14 protein-coding genes are annotated in these 16810 nt (G+C 70.3%); 9 read left to right on the top strand and 5 right to left on the bottom strand.

Annotation, left to right across the window (positions count from 1 at the left end; translation table 11 throughout):
* Positions 1-10: 10 nt before the first annotated feature.
* Positions 11-790 (bottom strand): transcriptional repressor LexA, encoded by a 780-nt coding sequence (gene lexA / locus AC07AZ_RS03370; RefSeq protein WP_478843291.1) that lies wholly within the window; start codon positions 788-790, stop codon positions 11-13.
* A gap of 567 nt (positions 791-1357) precedes the next feature.
* Between lexA and nrdR the strand changes: the two genes are divergently transcribed.
* The 3 genes from nrdR to AC07AZ_RS03355 all read left to right on the top strand — a co-directional run bounded on the left by nrdR (position 1358) and on the right by AC07AZ_RS03355 (position 5519).
* Complete coding sequence (gene nrdR, locus AC07AZ_RS03365; RefSeq protein WP_478843289.1) at positions 1358-1936, top strand: transcriptional regulator NrdR; 579 nt, start codon at positions 1358-1360, stop codon at positions 1934-1936.
* Between the two features lie 161 nt (positions 1937-2097).
* Positions 2098-5004 carry a vitamin B12-dependent ribonucleotide reductase gene (locus AC07AZ_RS03360; RefSeq protein WP_478843287.1) on the top strand — a complete coding sequence of 969 codons (2907 nt, stop codon included), beginning with the start codon at positions 2098-2100 and terminating at the stop codon, positions 5002-5004.
* Between the two features lie 131 nt (positions 5005-5135).
* On the top strand, positions 5136-5519 hold the full coding sequence (locus AC07AZ_RS03355) for a hypothetical protein (RefSeq protein WP_478843285.1): 384 nt from the start codon (positions 5136-5138) through the stop codon (positions 5517-5519).
* A gap of 3 nt (positions 5520-5522) precedes the next feature.
* Here AC07AZ_RS03355 and AC07AZ_RS03350 read toward each other — a convergent pair whose 3' ends face one another.
* Complete coding sequence (locus tag AC07AZ_RS03350) at positions 5523-6056, bottom strand: TerD family protein (RefSeq protein ID WP_478843427.1); 534 nt, start codon at positions 6054-6056, stop codon at positions 5523-5525.
* A 161-nt stretch (positions 6057-6217) separates the two neighbouring features.
* On the opposite strand from AC07AZ_RS03350, the gene AC07AZ_RS03345 reads away from it, so the two are divergent.
* The 3 genes from AC07AZ_RS03345 to AC07AZ_RS03335 all read left to right on the top strand — a co-directional run bounded on the left by AC07AZ_RS03345 (position 6218) and on the right by AC07AZ_RS03335 (position 8520).
* Positions 6218-6823 (top strand): YdbC family protein, encoded by a 606-nt coding sequence (locus tag AC07AZ_RS03345; protein WP_478843283.1) that lies wholly within the window; start codon positions 6218-6220, stop codon positions 6821-6823.
* A 119-nt stretch (positions 6824-6942) separates the two neighbouring features.
* Entirely contained in the window at positions 6943-7602 is a 660-nt protein-coding gene (locus tag AC07AZ_RS03340; RefSeq protein WP_478843281.1) for a histidine phosphatase family protein, read from the top strand.
* 12 nt (positions 7603-7614) lie between these two features.
* Positions 7615-8520, top strand: coding sequence for an ADP-ribosylglycohydrolase family protein (locus AC07AZ_RS03335; RefSeq protein WP_478843279.1), 906 nt, complete (start codon positions 7615-7617; stop codon positions 8518-8520).
* A gap of 550 nt (positions 8521-9070) precedes the next feature.
* On the opposite strand, the gene AC07AZ_RS03330 is transcribed toward AC07AZ_RS03335, so the two are convergent.
* On the bottom strand, positions 9071-10618 hold the full coding sequence (locus tag AC07AZ_RS03330) for an MFS transporter (protein WP_478843277.1): 1548 nt from the start codon (positions 10616-10618) through the stop codon (positions 9071-9073).
* 185 nt (positions 10619-10803) lie between these two features.
* Here AC07AZ_RS03330 and AC07AZ_RS03325 point away from each other — a divergent pair, with 185 nt between their 5' ends.
* The 3 genes from AC07AZ_RS03325 (at position 10804) to AC07AZ_RS03315 (ending at position 12925) form a co-directional block, all read left to right on the top strand.
* Complete coding sequence (locus tag AC07AZ_RS03325) at positions 10804-11427, top strand: TetR/AcrR family transcriptional regulator (RefSeq protein WP_478843275.1); 624 nt, start codon at positions 10804-10806, stop codon at positions 11425-11427.
* A gap of 81 nt (positions 11428-11508) precedes the next feature.
* Entirely contained in the window at positions 11509-12210 is a 702-nt protein-coding gene (locus tag AC07AZ_RS03320; RefSeq protein WP_478843273.1) for a ribonuclease HII, read from the top strand.
* A gap of 73 nt (positions 12211-12283) precedes the next feature.
* Entirely contained in the window at positions 12284-12925 is a 642-nt protein-coding gene (locus AC07AZ_RS03315; RefSeq protein ID WP_478843271.1) for a hypothetical protein, read from the top strand.
* 694 nt (positions 12926-13619) lie between these two features.
* Here the strand turns inward: AC07AZ_RS03315 and AC07AZ_RS03310 are convergent.
* Both AC07AZ_RS03310 and AC07AZ_RS03305 read right to left on the bottom strand, forming a co-directional pair.
* The gene (locus AC07AZ_RS03310; protein ID WP_478843269.1) at positions 13620-14255 is read right to left on the bottom strand and encodes a hypothetical protein; all 636 of its coding nucleotides are present in this window, start codon (positions 14253-14255) and stop codon (positions 13620-13622) included.
* A gap of 280 nt (positions 14256-14535) precedes the next feature.
* On the bottom strand, positions 14536-16707 hold the full coding sequence (locus AC07AZ_RS03305; RefSeq protein WP_478843267.1) for a RecQ family ATP-dependent DNA helicase: 2172 nt from the start codon (positions 16705-16707) through the stop codon (positions 14536-14538).
* Positions 16708-16810: the final 103 nt, after the last annotated feature.

Raw genomic sequence — 16810 nt, 5'->3', positions numbered from 1 at the left:
GCCGTGGCCGTCACACGCGCCGCAGTACCGCCACCACCTTGCCGAGGATGGTGGCGTCGTCTCCCGGGATGGGCTCGTACGCCGAGTTGTGCGGGAGGAGCCAGACGTGGCCGTCCTCGCGCTTGAAGCGCTTGACGGTGGCTTCGCCGTCGAGCATCGCGGCGACGATGTCGCCGTTCTCGGCTACCGGCTGACGGCGCACCGTGACCCAGTCGCCGTCACAGATCGCCGCCTCGATCATCGAGTCACCGACGACCTTCAGCACGAACAGCTCGCCGTCGCCGACCAGCTGCCGGGGCAGGGGGAAGACGTCCTCGACCGATTCCTCGGCCAGGATCGGGCCGCCCGCGGCGATGCGGCCGACCAGCGGAACGTAGGACGCGGCCGGCTTGCCCGCGGTGTCGGTGGGCTGCACCGACGCGGCCTGGTCCGAGCCACGCACCTCGTAGGCGCGCGGCCGGTGCGGGTCACGGCGCAGGAAGCCCTTGCGTTCCAGTGCCATCAGCTGGTGTGCGACCGACGAGGTGCTGGACAGGCCGACCGCCTGACCGATCTCGCGCATCGACGGCGGGTACCCGCGCCGCTGTACGGAATCCCTGATGACCTCGATCACCCGGCGCTGCCTGTCCGTGAGTCCGGAGCTGTCCGCCCGGATGCCTGGAGGTCGCCCTGGCAGGGAGCGCTTGTGTGCCTCAGGATTCGCGGTTTCGTTCATCGCATGCACCGGCTCGAGTCGGCCCTGGGAGCGGTCCTGGGCAGTGATGGTGGCACTGTCTGCGGTGGTGGTCACGTCGGCCCCTCTCGATGGTCTCCCTGCTGGACAACGGTAGTAGCTTTCGAAAGGTTGCGCCAAACACACGTTCGAGTGAAAAACCGTGAAGTGTCTGACTTGATCACGTGTCTGGGTGTATAGCTACCGCGGTGCCTGACGGACGAAGAGATCCATCGTTGTACTCTTCACCGCCGGGGCGACGACCTCGTGGGCTGCTGCCTCAGTCTGCCATCCGGCCTCCCGGCGACCGCGAAGCGACCCCCGTTCGCGCGGGAGTCCCACGCGACCTCCCTGCGGCGCCCACGGTATCGCCGCACGCGCCGCAGCGGTACGGCTGCGGCGCCTGCGTGGCTCCCGAGGGGGGGTGCACCCCTGCTGCACCTGCCTCTCACGCGCGACACGCCTTCACGGCGTGGATGTATGAGCCAATCCCCACATCTAGTGGTTGGATTGCGGCAGCGGCCCAGAAGTTGTGGTCCCCTGGGTCTCCGAGTCCCTGGCGATCGCCTATGCTTGGGGTTGCTTCGAGGGGCCCGAGGGGCCCTTCGAGGTCGTTGAGTCTGCTGTGAGGAGGGTTGGAAGCTCATGCACTGCCCCTTCTGCAGGCACCCCGACAGCCGCGTGGTCGACAGTCGTACGACCGACGACGGCACGTCGATCCGCAGGCGCCGCCAGTGCCCCGACTGCTCCCGTCGATTCACGACCGTGGAGACGTGCTCGCTCATGGTGGTGAAGCGGTCCGGAGTCACGGAACCCTTCAGCCGTACCAAGGTCATCAACGGCGTGCGCAAGGCGTGCCAGGGGCGGCCTGTCACCGAGGACGCCCTCGCCCAGCTCGGCCAGCGGGTCGAGGAGGCGGTGCGGGCCACCGGGAGCGCCGAGCTGACCACCCACGACGTGGGGCTGGCCATACTCGGCCCGTTGCAGGAGCTGGACCTCGTCGCCTACCTGCGGTTCGCGTCCGTCTACCGGGCGTTCGACTCGCTGGAGGACTTCGAGGCCGCGATCGCGGAACTCAGGGAACAGACGGGGCTGCCCGCAGCGGACGACGAGGACCGCGAGGGCGCCGGCGGCGGCAAGGGCGCTGTCGCGGGGAGCCCGGGCGAAGACCGCGGGTCCGGAGGGACTGCTCAGGTCCCCGAGCCCGCCCACGCCGCCGACTGACCGGCGGGCCGGGACCGGGCGGCGACCCGGGAAACGGCCATGCGGCGGCGACAGACCTGTTGCGGGCGGCAGCGCATCAATGCCCGCGACACCAGACAGAACACCGTGCCACGGGAACATCAGGGCACTTCAGGGCGTTTTCGCCCGTACAGGGAGGCGGCATGACAGAGACGGCGAGTGGTCCGGCACGGAGTTCCCGCGCCAAGGGCACCAAGGCGAGCAAGGGACTGCGTATCGAGCGCATCCACACCACTCCCGGCGTGCACCCGTACGACGAGGTCGCGTGGGAGCGCCGTGACGTCGTCATGACCAACTGGCGCGACGGCTCGGTCAACTTCGAGCAGCGCGGCGTCGAGTTCCCCGACTTCTGGTCGGTGAACGCGGTCAACATCGTCACCAGCAAGTACTTCCGGGGCGCCGTGGGCACCCCGCAGCGCGAGGTGAGCCTCAGGCAGCTCATCGACCGCATCGTGAAGACGTACCGGAAGGCCGGCGAGGACCACAGGTACTTCACCTCGCCCGCCGACGCCGAGATCTTCGAGCACGAGCTGGCGTACGCCCTCCTGCACCAGATCTTCAGCTTCAACAGCCCCGTCTGGTTCAACGTCGGCACCCCGCAGCCCCAGCAGGTCTCCGCCTGTTTCATCCTGTCCGTCGACGACTCCATGGAGTCGATCCTCGACTGGTACAAGGAAGAGGGGATGATCTTCAAGGGCGGCTCCGGCGCCGGACTGAACCTCTCCCGTATCCGTTCCTCCAAGGAACTGCTGTCCTCCGGCGGCAACGCCTCGGGCCCGGTCTCCTTCATGCGCGGTGCCGACGCCTCCGCGGGCACCATCAAGTCCGGTGGCGCCACCCGCCGCGCCGCCAAGATGGTCATCCTCGACGTCGACCACCCCGACATCGAGGACTTCATCCAGACCAAGGTGAAGGAAGAGGAGAAGATCCGCGCCCTGCGCGACGCGGGCTTCGACATGGACCTGGGCGGCGACGACATCACGTCCGTCCAGTACCAGAACGCCAACAACTCGGTCCGGGTGAACGACGCGTTCATGAAGGCCGTCGAGCAGGGCGGCAAGTTCGGCCTGACGTCCCGTATGACGGGTGAGGTCATCGAGGAGGTCGACGCCAAGTCGCTCTTCCGTAAGATGGCCGAGGCCGCGTGGGCCTGCGCCGACCCGGGCATCCAGTACGACGACACGATCAACCACTGGCACACGTGCCCGGAGTCCGGCCGTATCAACGGCTCGAACCCGTGCAGCGAGTACATGCACCTGGACAACACGTCCTGCAACCTCGCCTCGCTGAACCTGATGAAGTTCCTCAAGGACGACGGCAAGGGCCACCAGTCCTTCGAGGTCGAGCGCTTCGCCAAGGTCGTCGAGCTGGTCATCACGGCGATGGACATCTCGATCTGCTTCGCGGACTTCCCGACCCAGAAGATCGGTGAGAACACCCGCGCCTTCCGCCAGCTCGGCATCGGCTACGCCAACCTCGGCGCCCTGCTGATGGCGACCGGCCACGCGTACGACTCCGACGGCGGCCGCGCCCTCGCCGGGTCCATCACCTCCCTGATGACCGGCACCTCGTACCGCCGGTCCGCCGAACTCGCCGCGGTCGTCGGCGCGTACGACGGGTACGCCCGCAACGCGCAGCCGCACCTGCGGGTCATGAAGCAGCACGCCGACGAGAACACCAGGGCCGTCCGCGTGGACGACCTGGACACGCCGATCTGGGCCGCCGCCACGGAGGCCTGGCAGGACGTTCTCCACCTCGGTGAGAAGAACGGTTTCCGCAACGCGCAGGCGTCGGTCATCGCCCCGACCGGCACCATCGGTCTCGCGATGTCCTGCGACACCACCGGCCTCGAGCCCGACCTCGCCCTGGTCAAGTTCAAGAAGCTGGTCGGCGGCGGCTCGATGCAGATCGTCAACGGCACCGTCCCGCAGGCCCTGCGCCGCCTGGGTTACCAGGAGGAGCAGATCGAGGCGGTCGTCGCCCACATCGCCGAGAACGGCAACGTCGTGGACGCCCCGGGCCTCAAGCCGGAGCACTACGAGGTCTTCGACTGCGCCATGGGTGAGCGTTCCATCTCCGCGATGGGTCACGTCCGCATGATGGCCGCGATCCAGCCGTGGATCTCCGGCGCCCTCTCCAAGACGGTGAACCTGCCGGAGACGGCGACCGTCGAGGACGTCGAAGAGGTCTACTTCGAGGCCTGGAAGATGGGCGTCAAGGCGCTCGCGATCTACCGCGACAACTGCAAGGTCGGCCAGCCGCTGTCCGCCAAGACCAAGGACAAGGGCACGGCCGAGAAGGACGCCGTCACGGCGAAGGCCGAGGCGACCATCCGCGAGACGGTCGAGAAGGTCGTCGAGTACCGCCCGGTCCGTAAGCGCCTCCCCAAGGGCCGGCCCGGTATCACGACCTCGTTCACGGTTGGCGGCGCCGAGGGCTACATGACGGCCAACTCCTACCCGGACGACGGTCTCGGCGAGGTCTTCCTGAAGATGTCCAAGCAGGGCTCGACGCTCGCGGGCATGATGGACGCCTTCTCGATCGCCGTCTCGGTGGGCCTGCAGTACGGCGTCCCGCTGGAGACGTACGTCTCGAAGTTCACGAACATGCGCTTCGAGCCGGCCGGCATGACGGACGACCCGGACGTGCGGATGGCCCAGTCGATCGTCGACTACATCTTCCGCCGCCTGGCGCTCGACTTCCTGCCCTTCGAGACGCGCTCCGCGCTCGGCATCCACTCCGCCGAGGAGCGCCAGCGCCACCTGGAGACCGGCTCCTACGAGCAGTCCATCGACGACGAGGTCGACGTCGAGGGGCTGGCCCAGTCGGCGCCGCGTGCCCAGGAGCTGAAGGCCGTCGCCACCCCGAAGGCCGAGACCGAGGCGGTCAAGCCCGTCCCGCAGCAGGCGCACACCAGCGCCGAACTGGTGGAGATGCAGCTGGGTATCCAGGCCGACGCCCCGCTGTGCTTCTCCTGCGGTACGAAGATGCAGCGGGCCGGTTCCTGCTACATCTGTGAGGGCTGCGGCTCGACCAGCGGCTGCAGCTGACCCAGGCGGGGACCCGTCCCCGCCTGACTCTCACGCCCTGGGACGAGGGGCGCCGGTGACCCACCGGCGCCCCTCGTCCGCGTACGGGCCCCTCTCGCCGTAGGCATGCCGGCGACCCGCAGCCGGCGGGCGTGGACACCTCGCGTGCGTACGACGCCGACCCGACCGAGCCGTCCGAGACGGCGTTCGAAGCACTGGTCACGGACCTGCGCTCGCCCGATCCGGCGGTGCGCGACGACCGCGCGTACCTCACCGCCGTAGGAGGACGACCGCGCGGCCGGTCGGTGCGGGGGCCGACGGCCGTGGAGAAGGCGTTCCGAGCGGGCGGGCCGGGGCCCTTGCCCGCGTGGGCCACGAGCACCATGCGTCCCCTGTGGACGCTGCTGTACGTCCTGGCCTACCCCGGCCCGCGTACCCGGAACACCGGCGGACCGCCCCACTCGGTCACCCGCCGCGAGGCCGTGCTGGACGCCCTCGCGCTGACCCACGCGATCGTGGCGCCCCGCACGGCCTGACGCTCAGGGCCGGGGCGCCTGCCCCATGGTCCGCGTGAAGGTCGCGGGGTCGTCGTCGGAGCCGTGGATACCGGGATGGAAGTCCCAGGTGCCCGCACCCTCGCGCACGAACTCGCCGATCGTCGTCGCCGTGGATCCGAGGACACTGCCGAAATCGTCCTCGGCGAGCACGGTGTACCCCTCGCGGATACGCAGTCCGGGGTTGATCACCCCGACGAACGTCCGGTGCGCGGAGCGCTGCTGGATGACGACACCGACCACCACGCGCGCGTAGCGGGCGTCCAGCCGGTCGAGCTCCAGCGTCATGACCTCGTCCCAGCCGAAGCCCTTGCCGTCCTTGCTGTCGCGGTTGAGATAGATGGTGCCGTCGGGGGAGCGGCTGTCGAAGTGCACGACATAGGCCGGATCGCCGTACGGGTCGCTCGCCAGGTAGGTCGCGGCGACGATGTCCAGATCCGTGGGCGGCTGCCCCGTCGGACTCGGATCCCATTTGACCGACACCTCGACCTTACGGATTCCCTTGTTGATGCCGTGCACCATGTGTTCCCCTTACCCGTCTCCCCAGGTGCCCCCTCGACCCTGAACTGCCGGGTGGGCAAGGCCGGTTGTCCATCCTGCCACGCGCGCACGCGGGTGTGCGGAAGAGCTGTCCGCCGGAGAGTGACCGGCGCCACGCTCCGTGGCCTTACCATGGCGCGGTGCTGGTCAAGTGGATTCGCTGCACCGTGGTGGACCGCCGCGGCTTCGAGCGCGGGCAGCGAAAATGGGCGGGGCTTCTGGGGGAGCCGGGGTTCAGGGGACAGGGCGGAGGCTGGAGCCGCGGGCGGCCGGGCGTGGCGCACGTCTTCGCGTTCTGGGAGAGCCGTGCCTTCTACGACTCCTTCATGGCCCGTTCCCACGACCGGCTGGCCACGGCGCAGTCCGGCACGTTCAAGGACGCCCAGGTCAAACTCTTCGACTACCGCTTCGACGTGAAGACCGGCTTCGAGCCGCGCTTCACCGACGCCGACCTGGTCAGGGTCGCCCACTGCCGGGTGCACGAGGAGCGCGCCGAGCACTTCACGCTGATGCAGGAGAAGGTCTGGAACCCGGCCATGGCCGGTTCGCCGGGCATGATCCGCGGACTGTTCGGTGAGGCCCCGGGCAGCGAGTTCATGGTGCTGTCGATGTGGCGGTCCGCAGCCGAACACGGCAAGTACCGCGTGGAGCGTCTGGAACGGCTCGCCCTGCGCGCGCAGACGGAGACCGACGTCGCGGCCCTCACGGGCGACATAGTCGAGCTGGAACCGGGCTGGACCGTCTGACGTCCGGACCCGGTCGTCGGGCTCCGCGCTGTGGCGAAGAGCGCGGACGGCGTGTGACCTACGCCGTATGGAGCCCGTACAGGTGCTCGGCGGGCCGCCGGCCGATCTAGGGTTTGGGCATGGCACGACCACGGCGCATCGTCCTTGTCCGGCACGGGGAGTCAACGGGCAATGTTGATGACACCGTCTACGAACGCGAGCCGGACCACGCGCTGGCCCTGACCGACCGGGGCTGGCAGCAGGCCGAGGAGACGGGCAAAAGGCTGCGCGAGGTGCTCGGCCGCGAACGCGTCAGCGTGTACGTCTCCCCGTATCGCCGCACGCACGAGACGCTGCGCGCCTTCCACCTGGACCCCGAGCTCATACGCGTGCGCGAGGAGCCCCGGCTGCGCGAGCAGGACTGGGGAAACTGGCAGGACCGGGACGACGTCCGGCTCCAGAAGGCGTACCGCGACGCGTACGGCCACTTCTTCTACCGCTTCGTCCAGGGCGAGTCCGGCGCCGACGTCTACGACCGGGTCGGCGGCTTCCTGGAAAGCCTCTACCGCAGCTTCGAGGCGCCCGACCACCCGCCGAACGTGCTGCTGGTGACCCACGGCCTGGCGATGCGGCTGTTCTGCATGCGCTGGTTCCACTGGACGGTGGCGGAGTTCGAGTCGCTGTCCAACCCGGGGAACGCGGAGATGCGGATGCTCGTTCTCGGGGACGACGGGAAATACGCGCTGGACCCGCCCTTCGAACGCTGGCGGGACCCGGAACCGTACGGGATCACCGGATAGGGTGGCGAAGCGATGACAGCCGACTCCTCACCCGACGGGCGCCTGGACCGCGCCCTGGCCAGCCTCCGCGGACTCGCCGTCGGAGACGCGCTGGGCTCGCAGTTCTTCGTCCCCGTGAACTACCCGCTGCTCAAGCGGCGCGAGCTGCCGCCCGGTCCCTGGCAGTGGACGGACGACACGGAGATGGCCTGCTCGGTCGTCGCCGTCCTGGCCGCCCACCACCGTGTCGACCAGGACGCGCTGGCCCACTCCTTCGCCGAGCACCACGACTTCGACCGGGGCTACGGCCCCGCCGTCAACCGTCTGCTGCGTCTGGTCCGGGAGGGCGGCGACTGGCGCGAACTCGCCGCCGAGCTCTTCAACGGACAGGGATCCTGGGGCAACGGCGCCGCGATGCGCGTAGCACCCCTCGGCGCCTGGTACGCGGACGACCCCGAGCAGGCGACGCACCAAGCGGAGATCTCGGCGTACCCCACCCACCAGCACCGTGAGGCCGTGGTCGGTGCCATGGCCGTGGCGGCGGCCGCCGCGCTGGCCGCGGCCCCCGGCGGCCCGCCCAGCGCCGAGGCGCTGCTCGACGGCGTCGTCGCCCTCGTCCCCAGGAGCGCCGTCGGAGCGGGCCTCCGGCGTGCCCGGGACATGCTCGACTACGGCGACGCCGGCACGGTCGCGGCCGTGCTGGGCTGCGGACGGCGTACGAGTGCCCATGACACCGTGCCCTTCGCGCTCTGGTCGGCCGCACGGGGCCTGCGCGACTACGAGCAGGCGTTCTGGACGACCGCTCAGGTCGGCGGCGACGTGGACACGACCTGCGCCATCGTGGGCGGAGTCCTTGCCGGAGGGAAGGCGGGAGCTCCGCCGGCCGCGTGGCTGCACCGGACGGAACCGCTTCCGGAGTGGGTGACCACGGGAGGCTGATCGGTCGCTGGGCATGGACCGTGAGGCCGCGGAGCGTGAGGCGTGAGGCCTCAGGTGTGGGTGTGGGTGTGTGGCAACTTTCCGTGGTGGATGGGAACTCTGCGTGACCGCCCGGTCGTTGTCATGACATCTGCTGTGCGGGGCGGGAAGCCCTGCGGACACCTCACCCGCCAGTGATGCGGCGTGGAGGCGGCGAGGGCTGGGCGCGGGGAGGGGATGGTGCGGGGTGGTGATGGTCATGACGGTGATGCTGGTGATGGCCACGGCGGTGTTGCTGGTGATCGCCGTGCTGGCTGTGGCGTTCGGGTCGGCCGTTGCTATCTCTCCGGCCGTTCCCCGCACGGTCGCCCCTCGTGTCGCGCAGTCCCTTGTTCCCTCGCCGGTCGGAGCGCGTGCCGTGCTCCGACCGGCGTTCCCCTTCGCGGTCGCGGTCGCGGGGCGAGTGAGCGAGGGCCTCGCCCGCGAGGCGCGGATTTCCGGCCCGTCGGCCTGGCCACCCGGCCCCTGGAGGTGGGCCGGGCGGCCGTGGCGTCCGCCGGCATCGGCCGGCTCAGGCGATGCCGGCCCCCGACGTCCCGGCGAGGGACTCCAGGTCGCTCTTGCGGACCCGGATCACCAACCAGGCCGTGGCCAGGGCGAGCACGGCCATCGCGGCCGCCGCGACGAAGCCCGTCGAGATGCCCTGGGCGAGCACCTCGTGTCCCCACGGAGCGGGCAGCTGATGCGTCTTGGCGAACTCCGCCTTCTGCTGCGGCGATCCGTCGGTGAGGAAGTGCGGCAACTGCTTCTCGGCCTCGTTCTTGCTGGCCGTGCCGAACACCGTCGTGAGGATGGACAGACCGAGCGAGCCGCCCACCTGCTGCATGGCGTTGAGCAGTCCGGAGGCCGCCCCCGCCTCGTGCGGGGCCACACCGGACACCGCGGTCAGAGTCAGCGTGACGAAGTTCAGGCCCATGCCGAAACCGAACACCAGCATCGGCCCCAGCACTCCGCCGACGTACGAGCTGTCGGAGCTGATCAGGGTCTGCCAGGCCAGGCCGATCGCGGCGAGCGCCGAGCCCGTCAGCATGAACGGCTTGGGGCCGAGCACCGGCAGGAACCGCTGGGACAGGCCCGCGCCGAGCGCGATGACCACAGTCACCGGCAGGAAGGCGAGACCGGCCTTGATCGGGCTGTACCCCAGCACGTTCTGTACGAAGAGCACGATGTAGAAGAACATCCCGAACATCGCGGCGGCGAGACTCAGCATGATCACGTACGTGCCGGAACGGTTGCGGTCGGTGAACATCCGCAGCGGGGTGATCGGCTCCTTGGCACGGGACTCGACGTAGACGAAGGCCAGCAGCAACACCACCGCAGCGGCGAAGGACGCGATGGTCAGGGTGTCCCGCCAGCCCTCGTCCGCCGCGCGGATGAACCCGTAGACGAGCGAGGCCATGCCCGCGGTCGAGGTCAGCGCACCCGCGAAGTCGAAGCGCCCGGAGTGGCGTTCGGACTCGTTGATGTACAGCGGCGCGAGCAGGGCGATCACCACGCCGATGGGTACGTTGACGAAGAGCACCCACCGCCAGTCGAGCCACTCCGTGAGCATGCCGCCCGCGAGCAGTCCGATGGCGCCACCGCCGGCGGAGACGGCGGCGAAGACGCCGAAGGCCCGGTTCCGTTCCGGTCCCTCGGGGAACGTGGTGGTGATCAGGGCCAGCGAGGTGGGCGAGGCGATGGCGCCACCCACTCCCTGCAGTACGCGCGCGGCCAGCAACTGCCAGGGCTCCTGGGCGAGTCCGCCGAGCAGCGACGCGAAGGTGAACAACAGGATGCCGGTCATGAAGACCCGGCGCCGGCCGAGGATGTCCCCGGCCCGGCCGCCCAGCAGGAGCAGGCCGCCGAAGGTGAGCGTGTAGGCGCTGACGACCCAGGTGAGGTCGGTGGTGCTGAACTGGAGAGCGTCTTGAATGTGCGGGAGGGCGATGTTCACAATCGTCGCGTCGAGTACCACCATGAGTTGGCAGGCCGCGATGACCGCGAGTGCGATACCGGGGCGCCCCTGCCGCCGGGCCGCACCCGGCGTCTGATCTTTCGTCAACTGAGAGGTTGTCACTATGGGTCCCCCACAAGTGGCTTAGTGAACGATCGCGTTCACTGTTGCGTCAACGGTAGTGAGTCCCCGGTAGTGAACGCAAGCGTTCACTTAACTTCGCGTCGTGCGGCACGTCCCCCTTTGCTGCCGCACGACTGGCCCACCTCCGACACCTCCCCGCTCCCCCTCCCGCTGGAGTCAGTCAGATGGTTACCTCGCGCTGGACGGCCGCCCCCGCTCGGCCGGCCGCCCTTCGTCGGCGCGGCGCCGTACTCGAACAAGCCATCCTTGATGCCGCCCTGGAGCAACTCAGCACCGTCGGCTGGAACGGCCTCACGATGGAGGGCGTCGCCGCCGGCGCGCAGACGGGCAAGGCCGCCGTGTACCGCCGATGGCCCTCCAAGGAGGATCTCGTGGCGGACGCCCTGCAGGCCGCACTGCCGAGCTTCGCGGAGGCCCCCGACCTCGGTGACGTGCGTCAGGACCTCTTCGCGCTGTGCCGGCAGGCACGGGACGCGATGTTCTCGCGACCCGGTTCGGCGTTGCGCGCCGTGATTCACGAATGCGACCACCGGCAGGCGGAGCGCTTCCACGGCGTGATCCGCGAAGGAGTGGTCGAGCCGGCCACAAGGCTGATCGGTGAGGTCATCACCCGCGGAATCGTGAGGGGAGAGGTCCGGCCCGACGCGGCGAACGGATACGTCTGCGACGCCATCCCCGCCATGATGATGTACCGCTCAAAGCTTTGTGGCAGCGAATGGAGTGACGCGGATCTCGAGGAGCTGCTCGATCAGCTGGTGCTTCCCCTGCTGCGACCGAGCGGGGGGTGATCACCCGCGATCCGGCCTGTGACACCGCTCGGGGAAACCGGGTGTCGCGGGGTGATCGGGGCGGCGTACGCTAAGCACGCCATGCCGTACGAACCCCCTACCCACACCGTCGAGCGCTCCCTTCGCGCGACAACCGGAGCCAAGGTCATCGCAGGTGTCGACGAGGTGGGGCGCGGCGCGTGGGCCGGCCCCGTCACCGTCTGCGCGGCGATCACCGGACTGCGTCGGCCCCCCGAAGGGCTGACCGACTCCAAGCTGCTCACCGTGAAGCGGCGTACCGAACTCGCCTCCGTCCTGCGAACGTGGGTCACGTCGTACGCCCTGGGGCACGCCTCCCCGGAGGAGATCGACAGCCTCGGCATGACAGCCGCCTTGCGGCTCGCCGCGGTACGCGCCCTGGAGGACCTCCCGGTCCGCCCCGACGCCGTCATCCTCGACGGGAAGCACAACTACCTCGGGCTGCCCTGGCAGGTCCGCACGGTCATCAAGGGCGACCAGTCCTGTGTGGCCGTGGCTGCGGCCTCGGTGATCGCGAAGGTTCAGCGCGACAAAATGATGGCCGAACTGGGTGCCGACCATGCAGACTTCGACTTTGCAGCCAACGCCGGGTATCCGTCGCCCGTGCACAAGGCAGCGCTGGAGGTGCGGGGCCCCACCCCGTTCCACCGGTTGTCGTGGGCGTATCTTGATGCGCTGCCCCAGTGGCGGCACCTGAAGAAGGCCCGCAGCTGGGCGGACGGAAGCGTTCCGGAGATCGAGGGGCAGCTCGGCTTCGATTTCTGACAACTCCGCTCCGCTCGCACTCATGTGCCACCCCCTGGCGCGAGCCGCACCAACGTTTGATAAAAATCAGCTCATGCCTCTCATTCCCGAGGAGCCTCAGATTCACGAGAGTGCCCAGGGTCCCCGCGCCACGCCGGCCAGCAGCCGCGTCGCGCCGACCCCTCGCCCCGTACCCGGCCCCCGCCCCGCGGCTCCGCCGCGCCCCGGTCGTCCGGGCCCTGTGCGGCCCGCGCCGCCGGTGCAGCGTGCACCGCGCGACACGGCCACGAAGACGCCCGGACCGGCCGGTCCGAGCGCCCCCTCCGCCTCCGCTCCGGTGCCGGTGACCCCGCAGATCCAGCTGATCCCGGCCTCGGCCGAGGGCGCGCTGGACGCTGCCGAGGAAGCCGTCGACCTGTTGCTGGAGTCGGGCCGCGCGCCCGGCGACGTGCTGGTGATCACCACCGGTGAACCGCATCCGTGGGCCACCCACGAACTGTCCTTCGGCGAGGCCTCCTACTGGGCCCAGCACGACGCGGGCGACGACGTGTTCTACGCGGAGGCCACCAAGGCGTCCCGCGCCACGTCCCGCCCGGTGGTCGTGGTCGCCGTCAACAGCGCCGACCGTGCCGCCACCGTTGCCGCTCTGCCGCTGGCTCACACCAGGGCCGGTGCCCTGCTGATCGTCTGCGGTGACCCGCAGCAGATCAACTCGGTACTGGGCGCGGGCGTCTGAGCCTGGTTCCGGTACGGCCCGGAAGCCCTGGAGGGTGCTGAAGGGTGCCGCCGCGGCGGCACCTGGACGGCAGTCGGGAGTGCCGCGAGCGTGCATGTGTGCGCTCGCACGGAGGTGCTTTTCGCATGCCGGGGTGCCGGTGTGGCCGCGTGCCAGCGTGCCCGCGGGGCCCGGTGGCGGGCCTGAGTGGGCCGACGGGTCGCTGCGGCGACTGCTCCCGCCGCACCGTCTCCGCATGTCGGGTGGCGGTGTGGTGAGCCGGGGGTCGGGAGCTTCAGGCGTCGCACGGTGGGTGATCGTGCCTGCGTGCCCGCTTGCCTGCCCGCGTGCCCGCCGTCGGGCGAGAGTGTGCGTGGTGACTGGGTGGCTGTCCGCATACGTGCGGGCAGGGGCCGTAGACGACGGCGGACCTGGGGCGGCAGGCGCGGTGGCCTCCAGCCGTTGCGGCACGGCGTGGGTGGGTCTTTCTGCCTGCGGTCCCGCTGTCCCGCGGCGCTGGGGATCTCCTCCCGCCGGGCCTACCGACCGGACGGCCACGCCCGGCCTCGGTACGTGCCTCTCCCAGCCCCGCACGGCTTCTGCCGCCGCGCGGCTCTGGATCCGTCGGCGCCGACAGCGCCGACGGGCGTCAGCGGTCGCGTCGGCGCCGGCAGCGGGCGTCAGCGGTCGGCATCAGGCGTAGCAGGCGTCGGCGTCAGCGGGCGGCCGCCCGGCGAAGGACCTCCGAGGCGGCGCCGCCGGTGCGCGGCAGCGGAGGCGGCGCCTCGGACAGGGCGAAGGGCTCCGGCTTCGAGTCGGAGTTCGGGCGGCGCCCGCCGCGTCCCTCGCCCAGGACCTGCCAGCCGTCCCGGGTCAGGGTGATGTACGCGCCGCAGCGCAGCCCGTGCAGGGTGCACGCGTCACGCAGCCCCCACATCCACGCGCCGTCCTCCGGCGTCCAACGCGCGTCGCCGTCCCTGCAGTAGAGCAGCACGGCGGTGCGCACGGGGGTGCGGCGCCGCAGATCGTGCGGGATCACCCGGCGCAGTTGGTCGAGCAGGACGTTGCGGAACATCCAGCCGTCGGCCGGGGCCGAACGCCGGGTGAACGAGGCGCTCGCGCACACCCGTTCGTCCGGATCGAGGACCGCGACGATCGCCGTGGCCGGTCTGGGCCGGTGCCGGGAGTGCAGCCCGCTGACCACCTCGCGGGGGTTGCGCAGCAGAGGGATACCGGCGGCGGCCCACTCGGCGGGTTCGAGCATGCGGGCCATTGCGTTGGCGGATGCGGTGGACAGAACGGCAGACGACGAGGTCGATGCCGCGGAGGACGGAGCGAGTCCGAAGGTCACGGTCCTCCCTTCGGCTACGCGCCCACACTGCGGGCGAGGTCGGAATCGGGGGAACGCACGCCGCAGCAGAGCCCTACCGGACCACGGACGAGCCGTGCGGGGAGCGGAGTTCAATTCTTCCTGTCGAACTGGGTTGCGGCAACGAGCAATTGAGCCCGGTGACCCCTATGGGATTGTTCGAGGCTTATATCCCTACCCAGTGCGTCTCCGGATGACGCATGAGGTTGTGGCACACAGCGACTTCGCGTGTCCGCGGGTGCTTACCGTGTACCCGGTGTGCTCAACTTCTCACCGCCAGGACCAGCGGCAACACCCCCTGCGCACCGGACTGCAGCAGGAGGCGGGCGGCGACCGCGAGGGTCCAGCCCGTCTCGGTCACGTCGTCGACGAGCAGGACGGGACCGTCGGCGGCTTGGAGCGCCTCGCGCAGAGACGGCGGGACGACGAGCGCCCCGCTCAGCGCACGAAGGCGCTGGGCACTGTTGGAGCGGGGAACGGACAGGGCGTCCGCCTGTTCCGTGTAGGCGAGAGACCCCAGCATCGGGATGCGTCCGACCGAGGAGATCCTGTTCCCCAGCGAATCGATCAGTTGCGGCCGGCTCCGGGACGGCATGGCGACCACTCCGGCGGGACGGGACAGTGCGTCAGGAGCGCGCGACGCCCAGCCGCCGGGGCCCGTGGCCCAGTCGGTCAGCACGGTCACGACCGCGCTCGCCACGTCGTCCGGCACCGCCGCGTCGGGGGTCTGGGGTGAGAGCAGGGGGCGCAGCCGGTTGCCCCAGCCGATGTCCGAAAGGCGGCCGAGGGCCCGGCCCGGGGTGGCCTGTTCGCCGGGCGGGATACGGCCCTTGAGGCTGACGCCGACGGCCGGAAGCCCGGTCGGCCACATACGGCGGGGCTCCACCACGACACCCGCGCGGGCGAGCGAGCCGCCGGCGGTGTCCAGGGCGCGGGAGGAGACCTCGGCGGTGAAGCGCGCGCCCGCGCAGTTGTCGCAACGGCCGCAGGGAGCGGCCTGCTCGTCGTCCAGTTGCCGCCGCAGGAACTCCATGCGGCAGCCCGTGGTGGTGGCGTAGTCGCGCATGGCCTGCTGCTCCGACGTGCGCTGCTTGGCGACCCAGGCGTAGCGCTCCGCGTCGTACGACCACGGCGTGCCGGTGGAGATCCAGCCGCCCTTGACCCGGTGGACGGCACCGTCCACGTCGAGGACCTTGAGCATGGTCTCCAGGCGGGTGCGGTTGAGTTCCACGAGCGGTTCGAGCGCCTGGAGCGACAGCGGCCGGTCGGCCCGGGCGAGGATGTCGAGGGTGCGTCGGACGGCCTCTTCCGGCGGGAACGCCACGGAGGCGAAGTAGGCCCAGATCGCCTCGTCCTCCCGCCCGGGCAACAGCAGCACCTCGGCGTGTTCCACACCGCGTCCGGCGCGCCCGACCTGCTGGTAGTAGGCGATGGGGGAGGAGGGCGACCCGAGGTGGACCACGAAACCAAGGTCGGGCTTGTCGAAGCCCATCCCGAGTGCCGAGGTGGCGACCAGCGCCTTCACCCGGTTCGCCAGGAGGGCCTCCTCGGCCTGCTGCCGTTCGGCGTTCTCCGTCTTGCCCGTGTACGAGGTGACCGTGTGCCCGCACTCGCGCAGGAAGGCGGTCACCTCCTCGGCGGCCGCGACCGTGAGGGTGTAGATGATTCCGGAACCCGGCAGATCGTCCAGGTGATCGGCGAGCCATGCCAGCCGGTGGGCCGCGTCGGGCAGTTGCAGGACGCTCAGGCTGAGACTCTCGCGGTCCAGTGGCCCCCGGAGCACCAACGCGTCCGAGCCGGTTCCCGTGCCCAGCTGCTCGGCGACGTCGGCGGTGACCCGTGCGTTGGCCGTGGCGGTCGTGGCCAGCACCGGAACGCCCGGCGGCAGATCCGCGAGCATGGTGCGCAGCCGCCGGTAGTCGGGGCGGAAGTCATGACCCCAGTCGGAGATGCAGTGCGCCTCGTCCACGACGAGGAGGCCGGTCGCGCCGGCCAGTTCGGGCAGCACGTTGTCACGGAAGTCCGGGTTGTTGAGCCGCTCGGGGCTCACCAGCAGGACATCGACGGTGCCCGCGGCCACCTCGGCCTGGATGGTCTGCCATTCCTCCGGGTTGGAGGAGTTGATGGTGCGGGCGTGGATGCCGGCCCGGGCGGCCGCCTCGACCTGGTTGCGCATGAGCGCGAGCAGGGGGGAGACGATGACGGTCGGCCCGGCGCCGTGCTCGCGCAGTAGGGCGGTCGCCACGAAGTACACCGCGGACTTGCCCCAGCCCGTGCGCTGCACGACGAGCGCCCGCCGCTTGTCCGCGACCAGTGCCTCGATCGCCCGCCACTGATCCTCGCGCAGCCGCGCCGAGCCGGTGGGGTCCCCGACGAGCCGGGCCAGTACCGCGTCCGCCGTCGTGCGCAGTTCCGCCTTGTTGCTGTCCGTCATGCCTCCATACAACAGGACGCCACCGACAGGCGGGACGCGGCTGTGGACGCCGGGCGCCGGGCGAGGTACTGGTGACGTGTTCCTGATCGAAGTTATCCACAGG

Source organism: Streptomyces sp. NPDC043878, assembly GCF_056435735.1.
The sequence above is the reverse complement of the archived record's forward strand: the minus strand, read 5'-3'. Positions and strand labels throughout refer to the sequence as shown.

What these genes read in the sequence shown, in the direction of transcription:
- nrdR (WP_478843289.1), top strand. Translation starts at nt 1,358, where the DNA reads ATGCACTGCCCCTTCTGCAGGCACCCCGACAGCCGCGTGGTCGACAGT.
- AC07AZ_RS03360 (WP_478843287.1), top strand. Translation starts at nt 2,098, where the DNA reads ATGACAGAGACGGCGAGTGGTCCGGCACGGAGTTCCCGCGCCAAGGGC.
- AC07AZ_RS03340 (WP_478843281.1), top strand. Translation starts at nt 6,943, where the DNA reads ATGGCACGACCACGGCGCATCGTCCTTGTCCGGCACGGGGAGTCAACG.
- AC07AZ_RS03335 (WP_478843279.1), top strand. Translation starts at nt 7,615, where the DNA reads ATGACAGCCGACTCCTCACCCGACGGGCGCCTGGACCGCGCCCTGGCC.
- AC07AZ_RS03325 (WP_478843275.1), top strand. Translation starts at nt 10,804, where the DNA reads ATGGTTACCTCGCGCTGGACGGCCGCCCCCGCTCGGCCGGCCGCCCTT.
- AC07AZ_RS03320 (WP_478843273.1), top strand. Translation starts at nt 11,509, where the DNA reads ATGCCGTACGAACCCCCTACCCACACCGTCGAGCGCTCCCTTCGCGCG.
- AC07AZ_RS03315 (WP_478843271.1), top strand. Translation starts at nt 12,284, where the DNA reads ATGCCTCTCATTCCCGAGGAGCCTCAGATTCACGAGAGTGCCCAGGGT.
- AC07AZ_RS03305 (WP_478843267.1), bottom strand. Translation starts at nt 16,707, where the DNA reads ATGACGGACAGCAACAAGGCGGAACTGCGCACGACGGCGGACGCGGTA.